At 46.7% G+C, this 20,863-nt stretch carries 17 protein-coding genes and 1 pseudogene; 11 read left to right on the forward strand and 7 right to left on the reverse strand.

Translation table 11 applies throughout. The features are described from left to right. Positions 1-14: 14 nt before the first annotated feature. The 4 genes from QUA53_RS05685 to QUA53_RS05700 all read right to left on the reverse strand — a co-directional run bounded on the left by QUA53_RS05685 (position 15) and on the right by QUA53_RS05700 (position 3,458). Entirely contained in the window at positions 15-902 is an 888-nt protein-coding gene (locus QUA53_RS05685; RefSeq protein ID WP_333095448.1) for an ROK family protein, read from the reverse strand. A 224-nt stretch (positions 903-1,126) separates the two neighbouring features. After that, a complete protein-coding gene (locus QUA53_RS05690; protein WP_333095447.1) occupies positions 1,127-1,831 on the reverse strand; it encodes a tetratricopeptide repeat protein in 705 nt (234 codons plus the stop codon). Between the two features lie 153 nt (positions 1,832-1,984). Continuing rightward, entirely contained in the window at positions 1,985-3,187 is a 1,203-nt protein-coding gene (gene mltA / locus QUA53_RS05695; protein WP_445304916.1) for a murein transglycosylase A, read from the reverse strand. 13 nt (positions 3,188-3,200) lie between these two features. Then, positions 3,201-3,458 (reverse strand): hypothetical protein, encoded by a 258-nt coding sequence (locus QUA53_RS05700; RefSeq protein ID WP_172192361.1) that lies wholly within the window; start codon positions 3,456-3,458, stop codon positions 3,201-3,203. Positions 3,459-4,008: 550 nt separating this feature from the next. Between QUA53_RS05700 and QUA53_RS05705 the strand changes: the two genes are divergently transcribed. The 3 genes from QUA53_RS05705 (at position 4,009) to carB (ending at position 9,230) form a co-directional block, all read left to right on the forward strand. Beyond that, positions 4,009-4,248, forward strand: a complete 240-nt coding sequence (locus QUA53_RS05705) for a hypothetical protein (protein WP_333095443.1) — start codon at positions 4,009-4,011, stop codon at positions 4,246-4,248. Positions 4,249-4,428: 180 nt separating this feature from the next. Beyond that, the gene (locus QUA53_RS05710) at positions 4,429-5,268 is read left to right on the forward strand and encodes a glycosyltransferase (RefSeq protein ID WP_333095442.1); all 840 of its coding nucleotides are present in this window, start codon (positions 4,429-4,431) and stop codon (positions 5,266-5,268) included. Between the two features lie 650 nt (positions 5,269-5,918). Next, entirely contained in the window at positions 5,919-9,230 is a 3,312-nt protein-coding gene (gene carB / locus QUA53_RS05715) for a carbamoyl-phosphate synthase large subunit (RefSeq protein WP_333095440.1), read from the forward strand. A 100-nt stretch (positions 9,231-9,330) separates the two neighbouring features. On the opposite strand, the gene QUA53_RS05720 is transcribed toward carB, so the two are convergent. Together QUA53_RS05720 and QUA53_RS05725 are read right to left on the reverse strand one after the other, a co-directional pair. Continuing rightward, a complete protein-coding gene (locus QUA53_RS05720) occupies positions 9,331-9,585 on the reverse strand; it encodes a DUF6737 family protein (RefSeq protein ID WP_333095439.1) in 255 nt (84 codons plus the stop codon). Between the two features lie 52 nt (positions 9,586-9,637). After that, positions 9,638-10,240, reverse strand: coding sequence for a Uma2 family endonuclease (locus QUA53_RS05725; RefSeq protein ID WP_333095437.1), 603 nt, complete (start codon positions 10,238-10,240; stop codon positions 9,638-9,640). A 244-nt stretch (positions 10,241-10,484) separates the two neighbouring features. On the opposite strand from QUA53_RS05725, the gene QUA53_RS05730 reads away from it, so the two are divergent. From QUA53_RS05730 to QUA53_RS05760, 7 genes are all read left to right on the forward strand, one after another. After that, positions 10,485-11,147, forward strand: coding sequence for a VWA domain-containing protein (locus QUA53_RS05730; protein WP_333095436.1), 663 nt, complete (start codon positions 10,485-10,487; stop codon positions 11,145-11,147). A 175-nt stretch (positions 11,148-11,322) separates the two neighbouring features. Then, positions 11,323-12,090 (forward strand): PP2C family serine/threonine-protein phosphatase, encoded by a 768-nt coding sequence (locus tag QUA53_RS05735; RefSeq protein ID WP_333095435.1) that lies wholly within the window; start codon positions 11,323-11,325, stop codon positions 12,088-12,090. A 174-nt stretch (positions 12,091-12,264) separates the two neighbouring features. After that, positions 12,265-12,936: a hypothetical protein gene (locus QUA53_RS05740; RefSeq protein ID WP_333095433.1), complete on the forward strand. Its 672-nt coding sequence runs from the start codon at positions 12,265-12,267 to the stop codon at positions 12,934-12,936. A 149-nt stretch (positions 12,937-13,085) separates the two neighbouring features. After that, positions 13,086-13,778 (forward strand): hypothetical protein, encoded by a 693-nt coding sequence (locus tag QUA53_RS05745; protein WP_333095432.1) that lies wholly within the window; start codon positions 13,086-13,088, stop codon positions 13,776-13,778. A gap of 349 nt (positions 13,779-14,127) precedes the next feature. Beyond that, positions 14,128-15,897, forward strand: a complete 1,770-nt coding sequence (locus QUA53_RS05750) for an NACHT C-terminal helical domain 2-containing protein (protein WP_333095431.1) — start codon at positions 14,128-14,130, stop codon at positions 15,895-15,897. 264 nt (positions 15,898-16,161) lie between these two features. After that, positions 16,162-18,279, forward strand: a complete 2,118-nt coding sequence (locus QUA53_RS05755; protein WP_333095430.1) for a DNA-binding protein — start codon at positions 16,162-16,164, stop codon at positions 18,277-18,279. 268 nt (positions 18,280-18,547) lie between these two features. Next, a complete protein-coding gene (locus tag QUA53_RS05760) occupies positions 18,548-19,084 on the forward strand; it encodes an MgtC/SapB family protein (protein WP_333095429.1) in 537 nt (178 codons plus the stop codon). Between the two features lie 332 nt (positions 19,085-19,416). On the opposite strand, the gene QUA53_RS05765 is transcribed toward QUA53_RS05760, so the two are convergent. After that, complete coding sequence (locus QUA53_RS05765) at positions 19,417-20,517, reverse strand: precorrin-8X methylmutase (RefSeq protein WP_333095428.1); 1,101 nt, start codon at positions 20,515-20,517, stop codon at positions 19,417-19,419. Positions 20,518-20,700: 183 nt separating this feature from the next. Here QUA53_RS05765 and QUA53_RS05770 point away from each other — a divergent pair. Continuing rightward, a pseudogene (locus tag QUA53_RS05770) lies at positions 20,701-20,863 on the forward strand (IS701 family transposase); the annotation flags it as partial.

Genomic DNA, 20,863 nt, shown 5'->3' on the forward strand with positions numbered 1-20,863 from the left:
TTTTAAAATTTTAACTATTCAACAAGCTGCCAAGCTAATTTTGCCGCCCCTACCATGCCTGCTTGATTGCCCAATTCAGCAACCAATAACTGTAAATCTTCGCGAGAACTCGGCAGTACACGTTGCTGAATTTCGGCTTGAACCTGCGGCAAGAAAAATTCTGCACCTGCACTAATTCCGCCGCCGATAATAATAGCTTCCGGCGTTAAAACATAAATTATACTTGCCAAACCGATACCCAGATAGCGCCCGTAATTTTGCCAATATTTTAAAGCTTGGGCATCTCCCGACTTAGCTAAATTGGCTAATTCTATAGGTTCTAAACCAGTTTCCCGGCGAATTGCCTGCACCGAAACATACTGTTCTAAAGAACCGCGATTGCCGCTGTTGCACTCCGGGCCGTCGGGATTTATAGTAATCAATCCTAGTTCTCCGGCCGCGCCTTGATGACCTACAAATAGTTTGCCGTCTAGGATAACTGCACCGCCGACTCCTGTACCTAAAGTTATTAAAATTAGGTTTTTAAAGTGCCTTCCTGCGCCCAACCAAGCTTCTCCAAATCCGGCACAGTTGGCATCATTTGCTAATATGGTCGGCAGTCCGGTTTTAGCTTCCACCCAGTCAGCGAGGGGGACATTATGCCAGTTTTTGAGATTAATTGCAACTCTGGCTAGGCGACCGGCGGCGTCTGCAGGACCTGGAGTCCCAATGCCGATCGCACTTACAGCATTTTCGACCGGATTCAGTTGTAAAATAGCATCGGTCATTGTAGCTAAAACTGCTTCTGGCGTTGCGGGTTGAGGGGTTGGGACAGTTAAGGATTGGTGACAAATGCCGTCTTCGCTAAATCTGCCGAGTTTAATTGCGGTGCCGCCTAAGTCAATGCCGATTACTTGTGTCATTCGATGTGGGTTTTGGATGCAAGGATTTGGGATTAATCCTCATAGGATAAACATATTTTAGGGTACGGATTGTGCACCTTACCAATTAAGTTTGTAGTGAGGATTAAAATCATCCAACTCTTATTTTAGTGTATAATAATTAGCGACGGAAACTGCGCTTAATCCTTAATAGTATCATAACGATCGCAATACCTAGAAAAAATTATGGATACAAGCGAGTTCGCCTATTTAATTTCGCCTAACTTACGTTGCGCTACCTCTCGGTTGTGCAAAGCATCGTGATAGTCTGGGTGGAGAGCGATTGCCTGGTTATAAGATGCGATCGCCTCTTCAAATCTTCCTAAATTATACTGCTCATTCCCTCGCTCGCACCAGGCTTTCGCCTCTACATTAACTTCCGATTCTGCCTCCGCACCCTCAGCGCCTCTGCGGTTCACTTCCCCACCAAAACCCAAACCATCCCCAACAAACACCGCCTCAATCACCCTCCCCTTTGTATCCTCCTCCTCAACCTCCGGCAGCGGAAACCGTGTCAATATCTCCCGCCCAATTTGCCTGGCAACCTCTGACAATTCCCCGCTGGCAATTCTACCTAACAATACCAGCCGCTGCGCCAATTCCTGAAGCGATGCCACGGCATCCGCAGCAGCAGTCTCATCATGTTCGCCCTCTAACAATCTTTGCCCAAACCGTCGCAACCAAGCCGCCAATTCACCATCTTTAAGGCGTTTTGCGATTAAGAATCCCGCTACATCCCCTCGACTCCAGCCGGCATTCACCCCTTCCAATATTTCCATGAATTTCGACTCGTATTCAGCGTCAGTTAAGGCTGGGCGGATGGCGGTATTTCCCGGCGGGGTGGATGGGGTTGGGGTTCCGAATATTCGCTGAAATAGTCGTTTGAAGAATTGCAGAATTTTGTTGAGCATTTGTAAGATTGAGAGGGTGGGGTATTTTCTATGTTATAGCAATTATCAAAAATAGATTATATATTGATTGTCGGCGATATCTGTAGGGACACGGCGCATTGCCGTGTCCGGGATTGCAACGCACAGTAAACAATCAGATCAAGTAGAATTAATCTACTTTAAAAGCGGATAATACAGTTCTCCTGTTGAGTTGATAAAACCGGCCCTATCGCCCGCTAAATTCCCCGTTCCCATAAATACGTCAACTCTCCCCGCGCCTTTGATTGCACCGCCGGTATCCTGATCCAAAACGTACCGATTTACCGCATTTTGTTCGAGTTGTCCCGCCGCATTCGGATAAGGGAGTTTTGTACTAATTAATGCTAGTGCGCCAGGGGGCATTAAAGCTTTATCGGTGGCGATCGACCTTTCGGCAGTTACTGGCACTCCAATGCTTCCTGTAGCTGGAACTCCGTTAGTATCCCGGAAGAATACAAAGCTTTCATTTTTCGGCAAATACTTGTTCATCTCTGCCGGAAAATTAGTGAAATATTCCTTGAGTTTAGGCAAATTTAACTCTTCTAAAGTAAACTTTCCGTCTTTAACTAATTCTCGCCCGACTCCTGTATAACTGTGACTGGTTTTGCCTGCAAAACCGACGGTCATCACGCTACCATCTGTTAGCTGCAATCTCGCAGAACCTTGGACGTGCACGAGAAATGCCTGAAATCGATCGCGCAACCAAACTAATTCTAATCCCCGCAACAATCCTTTGCTTCCCTGCAAAGCATCTTCGCCTTCTAATTGCAATCTGGTCGGGTGAGGTTTCGGCCAAGATGCCATGTTTGGCGGCATCCGGTACAGGGGATAACGGTATTCGGAATTCGGCGTGCGAGATGCTGCGTAAGTCGGCTCGAAATAACCCGTAAATGCGACTGTTCCTTTGCCGTCTTTGCCCGTGGATTTATAAAATACAAATTCGCGCTTGACCGATTCCTGGAGTTGTGCCGGAGTTGTCGAACTGACAACTAATTGGCGAAATCGATCGAGAGAACGCCGAACTCGATCGCGCGTAACTCCTGCTACTGGATAGCGGCTGTAAGCAGTGGCGGCGGCTGATGTATCGAGATAGCGGAGGCTGTTGTCGATCGACTTTAACAGAAATTCCCGATCGCCCGGTTTGCCATTTTCTCCCCAGATTTGAGCGTCAAAGGCGAGATCCTCGGAATCGCCCGCTTGCAATTGATTTATACTAATTGGTTGCAGTGGCGCAACTGCAACGGCGGGCACCGAAAAAGCGATCGCCAAAACGCAACAGACGACGGCTAATAACTGATAGCGAAAAATCTTGCTCAATTTCCAATCTTTCCTATTCAATTGATTATTTTCCTTATTCATCGTATCGTTCGACGCTAGAAGTAAATATCGGTTCTACGCGAATTGCCAGAACGCTGGTAGGCCGAACTACCATGTATTCGCCTTGAATATTTTTGATCGGGACGTTAAGAAATTCTCTTGAATCTTGTTTCGGCACCAGCGTACTGCTGTACCACTTTTGAAAATCTTGCAGCGTTGCGAAACGCACTTCTTCGCGGTGGCCGCCCTCAAGCAGCAGGTGCACGGAATATTCGCTGGGTGTTCTAGGCATAGGAGATGGAGAGAGTTGTTGGAGGACAATCAAAAATCAAAAATCAAAAATTGATGTGGTTGCCCTCAAGCAGCAGGTGCAAGGAATATTCGCACTTGTGTTCTAGGCATATCTGTATTTTAGTTTTTTGATTTTAAGCTTTTGGAACGATTCCATATTTTACCCCTTCCTCGGCGCATTCCCTCATCTAGTAGGTTGGGTGGAGGGAGAGGGACAGACGGGGAGAAGCGGAGGGTGGGAGAGACCGGAAAGTTGTTGCAGGAAAATCTCAATCTAAAATCTATTGACGGCGGCCCCCCCATTGCGGCTACGGTGTGAAATTAAGGCTGCTTTCCTCAAACAGGAAGCAGCCCGCGTCGCCCAAAAATCTAGTTGCACTGCCCAAAGCTGCTACCAACAGCAATGGACAGCTAACCGCCAAACTGAGTAAGCAGTATGGAGGCTAATCGAGAATTTTAACACTCTCTCTAGCCACCCTGCTCTGTGTTAACGTGCGGGGCGGCTGGGTTTTTGGTTTTCTAGGAAAACCCAAAAACCAGGAGACCATATTATGTCACAGGAATTCGTGCCTGACGATAACTTTTCCGCGCGTCCAAATGACGACTCAGCATTATCGGAACAGGAAGTAGTGCGGATAACGGTTGTCGGTTGCCGCGCAGCCGTGTTAGACACCATCCACACATTGTACCGACTGGGATTTGCCGCCGTCGGAGATTGGATCCCACCCCAGCGAGGTGCAAAGCCGGGACAAGTGATTAGCGTATTCATTCGCCGTCACCGAAAAGCTTAAGAATTCGCCTGTTACATCCACATCGGACGGTCACCGAAGGCACTTCGATCCGTGGGAACCTTAATTTGTAGGGCTTGTGCAGAAACTCGGTTTCTGCCAAGTTCTATCAACTGGCGATCTGCCTTGATAAAAAAAAATTATGCTATTTATATTTTCTATAAACCTTCATCAATCAGTGAAATGAACATATCCATTATTGGCGATAAAAATTACATTTTGGGGATAGCAGCCCTGCTGAAATCCATAGAACTCAATGTTACCGAAGATCCGAATTTGCCTGTCAACGTTACTGTGGTATCAACAGGTATAAATACACAGCAAAAGGAAAAGTTGCAACAGTGCTGCAAATACGAGATTGAATGGGAAGAAGTTAAGCCGAATTACGGGGGATTGCTGTCCCTGTCGGGTTCTAAGCTGACTTACGCGAGATTGGAACCGGACAAATACACCAAGGTCAAAGACAGACTGATTTGGCTCGACAGCGACATGATAGTTCTGGGCAGCTTAGATCCTCTGTGGAACTTAGACTTTGAAGGAATGCCCGTAGCTGCAGCGCTCAATGTGTGGGGAAATCCAAACAACCCGGCTGATAAAAAACCTTATTTCAATGCAGGTCTCTTAGTTTTTAATCTGAAGCTTTGGGAAGAGGAAAAACTGTCTGAAAAAATGCTTGAAAACGCTCGCATCAACCTTTGGTGCGATTGCGACCAAGGGGCATCAAATTCGGTTTTAAAGGGAAGGTGGAAGCGATTAGAGCAGATATGGAACAACCACAATACGGAGGATATGTCAACTAGAGTGATGCATTTTATATCCAGTCCGAAACCTTGGGAAAGCCCCCAACCTAATAAATTATGGCTGGAGATGTTGTCTCAGACGCCGTTTAAGGATGACCTGCGCCTAATTAAAAATAATTCCGATTGGCTTGTGAGGCTAAATGTAAAATACAAACGATGGGAACCGTGGGCGAGGGAACCGATAACAAAAATTAAGAGCTATCTCAAAAATAAACTAAGGTAATACCTTTTGAGATTTGAGATTTGAGATTTGAGATTTGAGATTTGAGATTTGAGATTTGAGATTTGAGATTTGAGATTAAAAAATTGGGAAAGACTGATAATTAATGACTATCAGGTTTTGGATCACGGGCCTGCCGTTGCATTATTTTTTGAAACTGGTGTAACTTGAGGCAGGATGCCTATTTCCCGATCATTGCTTAAGGGGCAACGACTAACGCCTCTCAAGCACATTCATCTTTGGTGGAACAGGCCTCCTGCCTGTTTCCGAAGTATTTTGGTGAAAAAACCCGGTTTTTGCGTAATTCTTGCTCTGGTGGAACAGACATTCGGCGCGTTTCCCCATCAAAAGATTTATCTGCGGTAGAACAGGCTGTGCGATCGACTCAGAAGCCTTGTACATCGGGTTAAGCCAGCAGCAACGGAACGCTGAGAGCATTTTACCAGAGGATTTGTATTATACAACACCATCTTACCAACAACAATTAAAATAGTTTGGACTTGATGATATCTTTCACCATTTTTCGATCAAACTCTTCGCGGGGGGGCTTCCCCTAGCTGCGAAAGTTGAGAGGTTTCAGCCTCCTACTTGTGAAAAATGGTGCAAAATGTCAAATTAATCCTTAACCTTGTCCAATTACCAATTACGAACCTATGCCCCGTCGTCAAGACTTAAAAAAGATTCTTCTCATTGGTTCCGGCCCAATTGTTATCGGTCAAGCGTGCGAATTTGACTATTCAGGGACACAAGCTTGCAAAGCTTTGCGAGAAGAAGGTTTTGAAGTAGTGTTGGTGAATTCCAACCCTGCAACGATTATGACCGATCCGGAAACTGCCGATCGCATTTACATCGAACCTCTAACGCCAGCCATCCTCGAACAAATCATCGCTAAAGAAAGACCTCAAGCAATTTTACCGACAATGGGGGGTCAAACAGCACTAAATTTAGCAGTCGCCGTCGCTAAAAATGGCGTTTTAGAAAAATACAAAGTCGAGTTGATTGGTGCTAAGTTGCCAGCAATTGAAATGGCAGAAGATCGGCTATTATTTAAGGAAGCAATGGCGCGAATTGGGGTTGCAGTTTGCCCTTCGGGGATTGCAAACACTCTCGACGAAGCCAAAGCAATTGGTCACCAAATCGGCAGTTATCCGTTAATTATTCGTCCTGCTTTTACAATGGGCGGCACGGGAGGTGGCATTTCTTACAATCAAGAAGAGTTTGAAGAAATGGCACAAGGCGGGATTGATGCCAGTCCAGTATCGCAAATTTTGATCGAACAATCTTTGATTGGTTGGAAAGAGTACGAACTCGAAGTAATGCGGGATTTGGCAGATAATGTGGTGATTATTTGTTCGATCGAGAATCTCGACCCGATGGGCGTCCACACCGGCGATTCTATCACCGTCGCCCCGGCGCAAACTCTCACAGACAAAGAATATCAGCGCCTGCGGGATGCTTCGGTGAAAATTATCCGCGAAATCGGAGTTGAAACCGGCGGTTCTAATATTCAATTTGCCGTCAATCCTGTCAACGGAGATTTCATCGTTATTGAAATGAATCCTCGGGTTTCCCGTTCCTCCGCCTTGGCCTCGAAAGCCACCGGTTTCCCCATTGCAAAAATGGCGGCAAAATTAGCGGTAGGTTACACCCTAGACGAAATTTCCAACGATATCACCAAGAAAACTCCGGCGTCTTTTGAGCCGACAATTGACTACGTGGTGACGAAGATTCCCCGATTTGCCTTTGAAAAGTTCCCCGGTTCCGAACCGACTCTGACAACGCAAATGAAGTCTGTTGGGGAGGTAATGGCGATCGGACGCAGCTTCAACGAATCCTTCCAAAAAGCCCTGCGGGGATTGGAAACAGGCCGCGCGGGTTTCGGGTGCGACAAACCGGAAAAGTTGCCGAGTTTGGAACAAATTCGCGCCGGATTGCGGACGCCAAATCCAGATCGCATTTTTACAGTTCGCCACGCGATGATGATGGGAATGTCGGTGGAAGATATCTTCGAGTTCACAGGAATTGACCCTTGGTTTTTGGATAAAATGCAGGAATTGCTGGAAACAGAGAAGTTCTTGAAACGAACGCGGTTGGAACAGTTGACAAAAGAAACAATGTTTGAAGTAAAGCAGTTGGGTTTTAGCGATCGCCAAATTGCTTACGCCACCAAAACACCGGAAGATCAAGTTCGCGCTTATCGCAAACAGTTAGGCGTAATTCCGGTTTACAAAACAGTCGATACTTGTGCCGCTGAATTTGAAGCGTTTACACCGTATTATTATTCCACCTACGAAGCGGGAGCGGCAATTTGGGAATTGGGCGATGAAGAAAAGAAAGTTTCGCCTGTAGGCCACAGTCTCACGCCGGAGTCGGAAGTTTTGCCTTCTACCAAAAGAAAAGTGATGATTTTAGGTGGCGGACCGAACCGGATCGGACAGGGAATCGAGTTTGATTACTGCTGCTGTCACGCTTCCTATTCCTTAGGAGAAGACGGCTTTGAGACAATTATGGTCAACTCGAACCCGGAAACGGTTTCGACCGATTATGATACGAGCGATCGCCTGTATTTTGAACCGCTAACAAAAGAAGATGTTCTCAACATCATCGAAGCTGAAAATCCAGAGGGCATAATTATTCAGTTTGGCGGACAAACTCCGCTGAAGTTGGCGCTACCTTTACAAAAATCCCTGGAAAATCACCCCGACGTACAAACAAAAATCTGGGGAACTTCGCCGGATTCCATTGATACTGCTGAAGACAGGGAGCGCTTTGAAAAGATTCTGCGGGAGTTGGATATTCAGCAAGCTGCTAACGGTTTAGCCCGTAGTTTTGAGGATGCTTTAATAGTAGCTCAACGGATCGGTTATCCGGTAGTGGTGCGGCCAAGTTACGTGTTAGGCGGGCGAGCCATGGAAATTGTTTATTCCGATACGGAATTGGAACGTTACATGACCTATGCCGTGCTAGTAGAACCAGATCATCCGATTTTAATTGATAAGTTCTTAGAGAACGCGATCGAGGTGGATGTAGATGCGATCGCCGATGCTACTGGCAATGTGACGATCGGCGGTATTATGGAGCACATCGAGGAAGCGGGAATCCACTCCGGCGACTCTGCTTGTTCTATCCCTTACCAAACGCTTTCGGACGCAGCTTTGGCAACAATCCGTCGCTGGACTGTAGAATTAGCAAAATCCCTGAAAGTAATCGGGTTGATGAATATTCAATTTGCTGTTCAAGGGGAACAAGTTTTCATCTTGGAAGCTAATCCGCGAGCTTCTCGAACAGTGCCTTTTGTGTCAAAGGCGATCGGAGTTCCCTTAGCAAAAATGGCCTCGCGAGTCATGTCTGGCAAAACTCTAGAAGCTTTGGGTTTTACTGAAGAGATTATACCCACTCATGTTTCGGTAAAAGAAGCTGTGTTGCCCTTTGCTAAGTTTCCGGGAACTGATACCTTGTTAGGGCCAGAAATGCGATCGACCGGCGAAGTCATGGGAATTGACACCGATTTTGGCAAAGCCTTTGCCAAAGCTCAATTAGGTGCCGGACAAATGATGCCGCTGTTTGGAACCGTGCTGGTTTCGATGCGCGAGCGCGACAAACTAGCAGTTGTACCCGTTGTCAAGGAATTCTTAGAATTGGGTTTCAAAGTAGTCGCAACTCACGGAACACGCAAAGTATTGCAAGAGCAAGGTTTAGAGGTAGATTTAGAATTGAAACTGCACGAAGGGCGGCCAAATTTGTTGGATTCTATCAAGAATGAGAAAATTCAACTAATTATCACCACACCTTCGGGCGAAGAATCCCGGGCCGACGGAATCTTTATCCGCCGCACAGCTTTGACTTACAAAATCCCGATTATTACGACAATAGCCGGTGCCAAAGCTACAGCAGCGGGAATTCGATCGCTCAAATCCCACCCGATGGAAGTAAAAGCAATTCAAGACTATTACCCGCAAACCTAGACTGCGAAACACTCAAAGGTAGGGTGTGCACCGCACACCTTACCCACAACATAGGGTGCACACCACCAAAACCTAAACATAGGGTGTGCACCACCAAAACCTAATCTGGATGAGAATCCAAAACTCCGCTAGACATCATCAACCTCGGCCAAACTAACAAGAAAAAACCCATCCAGGCTAATAAAGGAATTGCGACTAAAACAGTTATCCAAACAGTTTTTAATAAAAACCAACTACCGCTAATCAGGCTAGTACCAGTTAAAAGAATCGACCAAGGCTGACACCACCAAGGTTTGTAAGTCCAAGGGCTAATAGCTTTTCGAGCGGAAAGTTTTTTATCAGAAATAGATTTCATATTTTCAGTAATTTTTTATGAATGATAGTCTGGCTAGCTGGATTAACGGAAGTTAAACATTCATCACCTCTTCTGCGGTCAGCGCTAATTCGGGAAAAGTCCGCGACACAATTCGTTCGCTGCCTTTAAAGGCGCTTCTTTGATAGTTGCCCTCTGCATCTAAAAGGTGAACAAATACAGTTGGAACTTTGGGATTTCCCAGAAATTCCCTGCTACCAATTGCTAAATAATCGAGAATCCAATACTCAGGAATTCCGAGGCGCCGATATTCGTCCAATTTGTCTATATAATCGTCCTCCCAATTTGTTGATGTTACTTCCACTGCCAGTTGAATTGGTTCTCGTAAGGCAGAATAAGCAGAACGGTGCGATCGCCACAAATCGCGATCGATTACGCTGACATCCGGTCTCCGCCCTTGTTCGATTCCGGCTTTAGTTACAGTTCTGATAACGGCGGTATTTTTGACAACGTAATTTAAACTTAGCCGTTTGATTTCATCTTTAAATGAATCAGATGTAAAATCAGCAACATCATCATGATTTCTTGTGGCATTAATCTTTACAATTTCTCCATTTACCAGTTCATAGCGTCCATCTTCTGGACATTCTACAAGGAATTGGTCAAAGGTTAATTTTTGCGTGACTGTTGCAATCATAAGATTTATCCTTATTTGGCAGTAATACTATTAGTCTATATTACCACAGGCAGGAAGAAATTTGTTTTTTTGACGGCAGACATCCTATTCTCAAATCTAAAATATACAATCAAAAATCAAAAATCGATTCAGGTAAATGGTAAAATGCGATCGCCCTAGCAATTTGCACTTAAATTTGTTACTGACTTGATACAGTAAAGTAACAAACCTAGAAATCGAGCCACTCCCAGGTCAACCCCGAACCATGAGACTAGACGAAGCCGTAGAATTTGCCGAAAACCCAGAGCCGCGCTGTCCCTGCGTCCTCCTGCTGGACACCTCCGGCTCCATGCAAGGCGCACCCATAGATGCCTTGAATGAGGGGCTGGAAATTTTTAGGAATGACCTAATTAAAGACGAACTAGCTAAAAAGCGAGTCGAAGTCGCGATTATTTCATTTGACAATAATATCAAAGTCGTGCAAGACTTCGTGACCGCCGACCAGTTCGAGACGCCACTGCTGACAGCTCAAGGACAAACCCACATGGGCGCAGGCATTCAGCTAGCATTAGATACCATTGCGGCCCGCAAATCCGAATACCGCAATAACGGCATTACCTACTACCGCCCGTGGGTATTTATGATTACCGACGGCGAACCTCAAGGCGAATCCGACGATGTTGTGGAAATAGCAGCACAGCGGATTAAAGAGGAAGAAACTAACAAACGCGTGGCATTTTTTGCTGTCGGAGTGGAAGGTGCTAATATCACCCGTCTGGCGCAAATTGTCGAGCGCACGCCTGTAAAATTGAGAGGATTAGACTTTAGAGAGATGTTCATCTGGCTGTCGGCTAGTATGCAGAGAGTTTCTCACTCAAAAATTGATGAACAAGTAGCACTGCCACCACCCGGATGGGGAACTGTTTAGTCATTAGTTGGAAGTCATTGGTCATTAGTAAGTGACCAGCGGTAAGTGCGGTGTGCATCTCCCTACATAATAAGTAAGGTGTCGTGTGCATCGCCCTACCTAATTAGGGATAAATAAATCCGTCCAGATTTTGCATAGTTGTGAATTTACGAAGTTTTGAGTTAAAGAGTTATTAATGCAGAATTCATCCTTTAATTGGCAAGTTGTAGCGGCATCGGTGATAGGTACAAGCCACGAAAAAAGATCGCAGCCTTGTCAAGATGCCCACTGCTGGCGTCTCTTGCCAAATGGTGTTTTAGCGGCAGCGGTTGCCGATGGTGCGGGTTCGGCAGCACTCGCAGAAGTTGGGGCAAAAATTGCTGTGGAAGCGGTTGTCGAAACGATTTGCCAGCAACAGGAAAGGCTGCCTCAAAATGACGACGAATGGCAGGTATTCTTGACAGCATCACTGCAAGTCGCGCGGGCGCAGGTGGAAGCAGAAGCGGCTGTGCGGGCAGTGGCGCCGAGAGATTTAGCCTGCACTTTAATTGCTGTTGTTGCTACGCCAGAATTAATCGCAGTTGCTCAAATCGGTGACGGTGCGGCGGTAGCAGGTGATAGTGCAGGAAATGCGATCGCCCTGACTGTACCTCCCTGCGGCGAATACATCAACGAAACCATCTTTTTGATTTCGCCGAATGCTATAGAAACAGCGCAATTTAAGGTACTGCGGGAAAAACTCCGGCATTTAGCGGTTTTTTCCGACGGCTTGCAAATGCTAGCGCTCAAAATCCCCGAAGGCACGCCCCACGGGCCGTTTTTTGCGCCCTTGTTTCGGTTTTCGGGCGAGTGGAAAGAAGAGGAAGATGCGAAACAGCAGTTAGAGTCATTTTTGCGATCGCCCCGCGTTTCCGAACGCACCGACGATGACTTAACATTATTGTTAGCAACTTTTTCTAATTAATAATGTCTAAGTAGGTAAGGGCTAACAAAAATAGTATCTTGTCCGGGCGGGTTTAGCGTAGGAGCGTGAGATACCAGAGAGTTGATGAGTATTCTCACTTACCCTCCCATATAATGTTTATTTTTAAAGCCCATTTAATATGTTCAAATCGACTTAAAAAACAGGATAAAAATTATGACAGCTTCACGAATTAGTGCCAGAAGCCTATTGCGAGAAACCTTTACTAATCTAGGTTATAGATACGCTCCCCTGTTGCTCATCAACTCTCCAATTTTGATATTTGTCGGGATCAATAGGTTTGGCAAGCTAGGTTCAGCAGGTGTTGCTTTAAATATTATCTACTGGTTCGTGGTAGTTCCTTTATTGTCTGGAGCTATGATTTTTTACAGTTACCGAGATTTAACAAAAAATCAAGTAACTGTGGGTCAGGCTTTCAATCAAGCAAACAGAAGGTTGCTACAACTAATTGCGGTTTATATTATGTGTTTGCTACTGGGGTGCGCTGGCTTCATTGCACTCATAATTCCCGGCGTTTATGTATCATATCGGTTAATGTTTTCATCTTACGCTACCGTTATTGATAACTCTTCGGCATTCGACAGTGTTAGCAGCAGTTGGGAATTAACTAAAGGGCGTTGGTGGTTGGTATTTCGATCCGCCTTACTGATAATTTTTGTGGTTTTTGTGCCAATACTATCGATTTGCCTATTAATCGATCCGACGGGGAAATCCGTAACATATCAGCTTACAGCTAATCTACTGGGGTTTTTAGCCGGGCCGTTGATGAATGTTTATTTTGTTTTATTGTACCAGCGCCTGCGGGAATCAGCAGCAGCTACTCAATAGACATCTCCTCAAATAAAGTTAAGGGCTGGCAGGATACTTACCCACAACAATTTTGGGAGATGTCTAATGAGCGGTGAAAATTTGGCGCGGTTCTATAATAAAATCGAGGTGTCAACAATTCTGCTTTAGTTTGTACAGTAGGTCGTCGTTTGCAAGCACAAGAGATTAAGGATAAGCTCAACTCCCTAATTAGCGCAGCAGATCCAATAGATCCGAGTTTGGCGAGAAGATTGGATGAAATCAATCGCTGGGTGAAAGATGTTAAACCCGGTTCGCTAACGGCTAAAAAATTTGTGATGGCTTTTTTGCTACAGCTTATCCGAGATTCTCAGGTTTGGCTAACAGTTCAATCTCTACCTTCGGAAAGAGAACAGCAAGCCGCGTTTGAGTTAATGACTCCGGGGGAAAGGTATTGGTACAGCTATCTGTTTCCTAAATGGCTGAGCGAAAACGATCGCAAATTTTACATCTGGAAACAAAAACTCAAGGCCGGCAAATTCGATCCGGGAGATGATATTGTGATTCGGGCGATCGCAGCCCGAATTGTCGATCGCCAAGGCACTGTTTTGTATCGATATGTTGCAGATCTTTCTATGGCAACCGATTCAATCGTTAGCAGCCGCCAACAGCAGCCACTCTGCATTCAAGTCACAACTCTTTCGGATGAATTCTCTGAACAAAAATATCAGAATTGGCAACAAACTCTTCAAGATTGGGGGATTGACAGAGGATTATTTTTAAGTTATGATAAAAACGATGCAAATTTCCTGAACCAGTTAGTTAACATTGCATTATATAATAGCGATAATTTACCCGCAGGTCGTTACCTCAAGTTCCCGTAAATCAAGCATATCTGCTGCTGAGAATAGTTCGACTGCTTAAAACTCGGTGAAAAAAATTTGACTAACTCACATATTGCACAATTTTCGACAATGCCAAAAACCTAACCCCCAGCCTGCTTCTGGAAAAGGGAAAACAGACCAAGATTTTTCCTCCGCTTTTCGGTTTCCGGGAGGAGTCGGCCAGACGGTGCCAACAGGTGCTTGATACGAAGGCTAAGCAATGGGAAGATTTACCGCAGCAATCAATCTTGTGAAATAACTACCAACTCGCTCTAAATTGAATTGAGATTTGATTTAATCAGGGTGAAATTGTTGGAAATAAAATTAAAATACATCAAAATCAAATACTATGACTGTACAAGGTACACACACCGTTGAAAATAACTTGCAAAAAGTCTGGGAAGAACTGGAAGCAGCCAGAAAAATGCAGGATGAATGGATGAATTACGGGGTAGATTTTGTAGATTTGTATGTGGAAGATGCGGGCGGTGATTGGTTGGAAAAGTGGGGTAAATGTGAAGAAGAATTAGAGCGAATTAAACATAAAAATGTAGATATTGAAGCAGTCAAAGCAGCGATCGACATTCCCAGCTTTCAGCAGACAAAACTGCTGGAAATCGCCTTAAATTGCCGTTACTCTACCAGCTATGACTCCGATCGCCCCGAGGAGTCTCCCGCTTGGCAAGAGGTTAAGTACAAACGGCTGTCACTCTTAGGGGGAGCGATTTTCGGTGCCGTTGTTACCGATTACCTCTACCGTGAACATCCAGAACTCGACCCAGATGCTATCTCAACCTTAAAAGCTCGTTTAGCAGACTCAAAAAAAACTGCAGAATTCACACAAAACTTGAAATTAAACGAACTTAGTTGGCTAGTACGGAACGGGAAAGAAACAGACAAAAGCGAGTACACTAGATCTTTTTCAGAAAGTTTTGAGGCTTTGTTTGCCGCGATTTACTTGGAGTTCGATCGCGATTTTTCCAGTGGGGGAAACTGGCTGATTGAACACTTGATTGAACCAACGGTTAGCCAGCATCTGGATCCAAATCGACCGCGACAAATATGGCCAGAAAACGAGGTGAAGCGTCGGGAAATCCTGGGTACGGATATTTTAGAGGCGATCGCGATCGACTATTTGTACAACCGCTTTCCCGAACGCAACGCCAGCCAGCTAACTCGCTGGAAAAATATGTTAGTGGCTAAAAAGATTTTTCCCAAAGACTTTAAGGCCAAATTAGGCAGCCATTACCTAGAGTTGGAGAGCAATTTCTCGCGTACCCGCGACTGGTTGGTGGATAACTTTATCAAAAGCGCAGTTGACGAACTGCTAGAGGAAAGCGAAACTCAACCAGAATATGTGATTGACAGTGCCAACCCTGACTCGCTGCCAGAATTAGTCAGCCGAATTACCGACAAAAAGTGGAAAAATGAATTTGTGAGAGTTGTCAGCATTTTGCAACCTGCTGACGAACTTTTGCTGCTGATGCAACAAAAAATTGACAGCATGGCGGCTAAAGATGAAACCTTGCAGCAGTTGCTAATCTGGGCAAATCACAAGTCTCAGTTAGTGCAAAGGAATTTCAAACCAGTCGAAATTCGCGCTTTTTATGTTGCCTTAGTTTGCGTGCTCGATTTGGCTTTGACTCGCGTCCTCGATCCGAGTCTGAAGTTTGATAGATCGAAAGTTCGCAAGTTGCGGAATTGTTTGGTAAAGGCGGGAAAAAATGTAGAATTTGCAGATGTTAACGAGTCTCTGAAATTGGCTTTTGATAATAATGATGTGGCGGGTATTTTAGTTGGCATTTGGGCCCTGGATATTGAACCCGAACTCAAACAACTGCTGGCACAATTTCAGACTGAGATGCCTGATTTGCAAAACTGGAAAAAGTGGCGCAAAGAGTGCGGTAGCTGTTGGCTGGCAAAATTCAAAACTGCGATGGACTACAATCGAGACTTTCGCCCCCAACAGAAAACTCTGCTGAAACAGTATTACTATGCCCACAACTTGCTGGTGGAATGCCTCAACAGCGATAATTGTCAGGTGACACCGGCCGTCAGACAAAAAATTGAGGATAAAATGTTGTTATTGTCGGTGGATTTGAAGCTGGTTCACATCTAATTTTGATAGCGCGGACGGGCGAGACGCCCATTCCACTAATCGATGGACGGGCGGGATGCCCATCCCACTAACATCAAAAGGGCTTAACCACTTCCCCCCAAGACATCGGGTTTTTTACCGAATCTGCGGTCGGCAACACGTCTTTTGGTGAAAAACCCGGTCTCTCCTCACCGGTGCCTAAGTCATAACAAAGGTAAGATTTAATGGGCAAGTCAAGTTTATTGAGTCATGGCTTCCAAATCCTGTATCCCATAACGGAATTCTATGCAGTTGCAGCGCCAATTTAGCGGACAACTGATTGCGATCGACACCAAAACTGCGATCGCCAGTGGGGGTGAAGGTCGCATCTACCCGATCGCCCAAGACTCGTCCCTTGTAGCCAAAATCTACCACAAACCGACAGACGAAGACGGCGACAAACTCACAGTCATGTTCAGTATGCCGCCGGATGCGCCGATCGCGGAACCCGGGCACGCTTCCATTGCTTGGCCGATCGATTTGCTGCATACTGTGGGCGGGCGAGAAAAAATTGTCGGTTTTGTGATGCCGCGCGTCAACAAAGTGATGCCGGTACACACTTTCTACACTCCCAAAACCAGGCGCGAACAAAAACCTCTATTTAGCTATCTTTACCTCCACCGTACCGCCAGAAACCTTGCCTCGGCTGTAAATGCCCTCCACGTCAGGGGTTACGTCATCGGCGACGTAAACGAGTCGAACATTCTGGTGACGGATACGGCGTTGGTAACGCTGGTAGACACGGATTCGTTTCAAGTCCGCGATCCTTATACGGGTTACGTTTATCGGTGTCCCGTGGGGAAACCGGAGTTTACGCCGCCAGAGTTGCAGGGGCAGACTTTCCGCGATATCGATCGATCTCCAGAACACGATTTGTTCGGTTTAGCGGTATTAATTTTTCAATTGCTGATGGAAGGTACGCACCCGTTTTCGGGAGTTTATCTCGGTAGCGATGAACCGCCGTCTTTGGAAGCGAGAATTCGATCGGGCCATTTCCCTACAGGTACGAAGCGGATTCCCTACCGCCCCATGCCGGCTGCGCCTCCTTTTGAGATGCTGCATCCGCGGCTGCGGCAGATGTTCATCCGCTGTTTTGAGGAAGGGCACGGCAATCCTTCGGCGCGCCCGGATGCGAAAACTTGGGTGAATGCGATTCGGGAAGCGGAAGATGCTTTGATAACTTGCAGCAAAAACAGTCAGCATAAATACGGAAATCACCTCAGTCGGTGCCCTTGGTGCGATCGGGCAAAACTCCTGAAAGGGCGCGATCCGTTTCCTTCGCGGCAAGCAGTCAGCAACGGATTGCACTTGCAGCCCGCGAAAACCAAGCGTAAAAAGCCCCAACCGCCGCCCGTCGCGATGCAGCCCGCAGTGCGCCGGCAACAGCCCTCCACGGGGCTGCCGCGCCCCCTCGGCCAGTACGCAGTGCCGCTGCTGCCTATGCCGATGTCTTCTCGGAGTCGGACTCCGGCGCCTCGGGTTCCTGTGGGCAAGTTTGAGCGCATTTTTCAGGATGCTGCTTGGGGAGGTGTTTGGGGCAGTTTGTGTTTGGCGGCGATCGGGGGGATTTATTCGGTAATAGCTGAGGGCGGCGCCGCTATTTTGGGGGCGATTTTTGTTGGTACGATTTGGGGCTGTTTTTTTGGGATGATGTGGGGCGTTTTTACTTTGGCGCCGAATCAGATTTGGCGGAAGTGGGGCGGAGTTTTGGTGGGGGCGGCTTGGGGGGCTTTTTTGTTGGCGGCGATCGGCGGTGCGGTGTTTGGGGCAATTAATAGCAATCCGGGAATCGGCGAGAGGATTTTGGCTGGGGCGGGGGTTGGGGCTGTCTGGGGCTGTGTTTGGGCGAGTTTTCGGCCTCCTCTGGCGCTGCCTGTGGGGAGGGTGTGGGGCCGGCGGGGAGCGTATTTGGGGGCCGTCTGGGGCTCGTTTGTGGGGACTCTGGCTGGTGTTTTGTTGGGGTCTGGGTTAGTGGTTTGGCAGCAGTACAATGTCCAGATGCGGCCGGTGGATGAGTTTGCGGGTTTGCTGCTGGGTGTGGCGATCGTGGCGGCTGGTGTGGGTTCTGTTGGGGGTGTGCTTTCTGGGGGTTTGTTGGGTTTGTGCGGGTTTTCGCCGAAGCTGCCGATTTCGTTTCAGCCTTCGGGGGTGAAGGGTGGGGCTTTGGGGGCGATTTGGGGCAGTTTTTTGGGTACTTTTGCGGGTGCTGTGTTGGGGGCGTTGGTGTCGGCGATGTTTCCGGCTGTTAGCGCTGGGGTGCCGGTGGAGTTGGGACCTGTGGCGGGGGCGATCGTGGGGGCTGGTTTGGGGGCAATTTGGGGGGTGGTTTCGGGTACTGTTTGGGGGGCTTTGGGGAAGTGGTGAAGGAAGAAGCAATGATGTAAATTTGCAACAGCAGATATTTCTCTGCAAGCTATTAGCCAAGCGCCTCAACAAAGCTTGCGAGTTCCAGCGTTTGACGTTTCCGGGCCCCACATCGAGCCGAATCTCTACTTGAATTTAACTTAGTCTTAACTTAAAATTAACCAGATTCCCTAGTAAATCTAGCGACTAACCGGAGTTACATTGAGTCAGCCTGCCACGCCTGGGAATGCGTGCGCGTGAAGAGCCAGTTCAAGTAGGAGTAAAGGCAATGAGTTCTATCTTTTTCAGCCCCAACGATTGGCAAACAGTCACCTTTAGGCTGACGGCTGCACTACTGGTAGGCTTCGCGATCGGCATGAACCGCCAGCAGCCAGGTAGACCGGCAGGTTTAAGAACCTTTATGATTGTGAGTCTAGGCGCAGCTATCTTTGTAATGATTCCTTTGCAGATGGATGGCGACAGCACCTTTTCCTCTTCCAATGCTTTGAGCCGAACTATCCAAGGAGTTGCCACAGGGGTAGGCTTTCTGGGGGGCGGAATCATTCTGCAACAAACTAAATACCCAGTGGGTAAAGCTGAAGTAAAAGGATTAACTTCCGCAGCAACTATTTGGTTGGCTGCCGGATTAGGTGCAGCGGCAGGCTGCGGTTTGTGGGTGATGAGTTTGATAGGAACGCTGTTTGCACTCTTGGTTTTGAGTGGCGTCAAACGGCTTAAGAAGTCCGCCTTGATTCGTCCTTATGCTAACAGCCAACCAAAAAGACTACTCAAAGATGCAGCCTCAGCGCGAGATCGGCAGCCATAATAACTAAACTTCCCTTTCAAAAAGTACAAGATATACTCACCACGGCCAAACACAATCCTGAGTAGCTGAGGACTTTTTGCGGTTAATTGCTCTGGCTTTAAGCTCGGAAATTTTTAGGTTAAAAGAGAATCTAAATGTTGTTTGTGGGTGATAGGAGCCTGAGTAATTAAGTCAGATATTGCTGTCTTAAACCCCGAGAAATCGGAGTAATACTTAGAATATAAAAACTTCTTTTTGCCATACTCTTTAAACAAAGCTTTAAGCCAGAATTGCGCTCTCAAAAAATCCCGATAAAGGAGAATTTGATTTGTACGCTTTTCTCAAGCCAATTTTTACTTGAGATGACAGTGACAATTCGGCTTTTCAATCAAAGACTCAACCAAAGCATTCAAAGCAACCGCCGCCAACAACCCGCCGCCAAAAGTTCCCACAGTTGTAATATAAGCAACGCCCGATCGCACTAACCGCCGTTTCGCCACCGGAGAATGACTAAAACCGATCGGCATTCCAACTACCAAAGCCGGTTGTAGTTGCCGATTCTCGATCGCATCGCAAACCGCCATCAGCACAGACGGCGCATATCCTATCACCAATATACATCCTTTTTCCAGTTTCAACAACTTATCAAACCACTCACTCTGCTGCCAGAATTCCTGTTCTGCTTCTGCCGCAGCATTGATGTGCGGGTCATCAATTAAAGTTGCAATACTTGTTCCCAAATACGCCAATCTAGTTTGATCCAAAGCCGCAAAAACAGGAGCCACATCAGCCACAATTTGACACTGATTTTTCAAAGCTTCCCGCGCCGATTTAATCGCCGTTTCGCTCAACTTCACAAACGGCAGCAGAGAACAATCACCGCAAGCTAACACCAGTTTAGAAAGCAAGTCTACCTCAATTTCCGAGCGATCGGCCAAATCCGGCAACAAATGCTGCAACGACTCCCCAAAATCCTCCGGGTGAGTGTGGGCCCCCGCATCCCAACCCTCCCAAAGTTGTTCCAACTCATCCAACCCCCCCTCAGTTTCCGCCTGCAACAGCCTTAATTGCGCCAGGGCGTCGGCTTGCACAGCTTGACAGGAAATATCCCGTCCCAGCAATCCTTCCAGCGCCGAAGCCGTTTCTCGGAGGCGAACAATTTGCTGAATAACCGATAGATATTGCCGTTGCAGAGTCGCCATCAGCGCGTCAGGGGAAGCATCCGCGTCATTTTCTAACAGTTTGCGGATGTGAGACAGTTGAAAGCCTTGCTGCTTGAGTGCGACTATTCTTTGGAGTCTTTGCACGTCGCTGCGGGTATACAATCTGTAGTTAGAGGTCGATCGCACCGCCGGAGATAGCAGCCCCAAAGCGTGATAATGCCGCACCATCCGAGGGGTAATTGTGCCTTTTACCGCTTCTGTAAGTTGTTTGATTGTCAGGTATTGTTGCATGGGATTTTGGGATTTTGGGATTGTATATTTGGGTTTCTGATTCACCCAGAGTCTTAGGAGTGAATCAATTCCCGTCTCATAGCAGAAGTCGGTTAAAACTGAGATCTTGCACCATTCTCAATTAGCCCTTGCATTTGGTGCCAAAATGTGAAAAAAAGGACGTATAAACAATGTAATAAGTTAATGTTAACCATCCTTAATTACGCTCAAGCATTAGTCTATACCTTGATGGATTTAATGCCAAGCAAATATCAACAAAAAAGTCTGCGAGCCTTGCTAGGTCTATTTCTGGAAGCAACAGGACAAAGTTTACCGTTTCTCTCTCAAACAGTAAGTGCCAGCGCGA

This window comes from Microcoleus sp. Pol12B3 (genome assembly GCF_036701355.1).
Taxonomy (GTDB): domain Bacteria; phylum Cyanobacteriota; class Cyanobacteriia; order Cyanobacteriales; family Microcoleaceae; genus Microcoleus.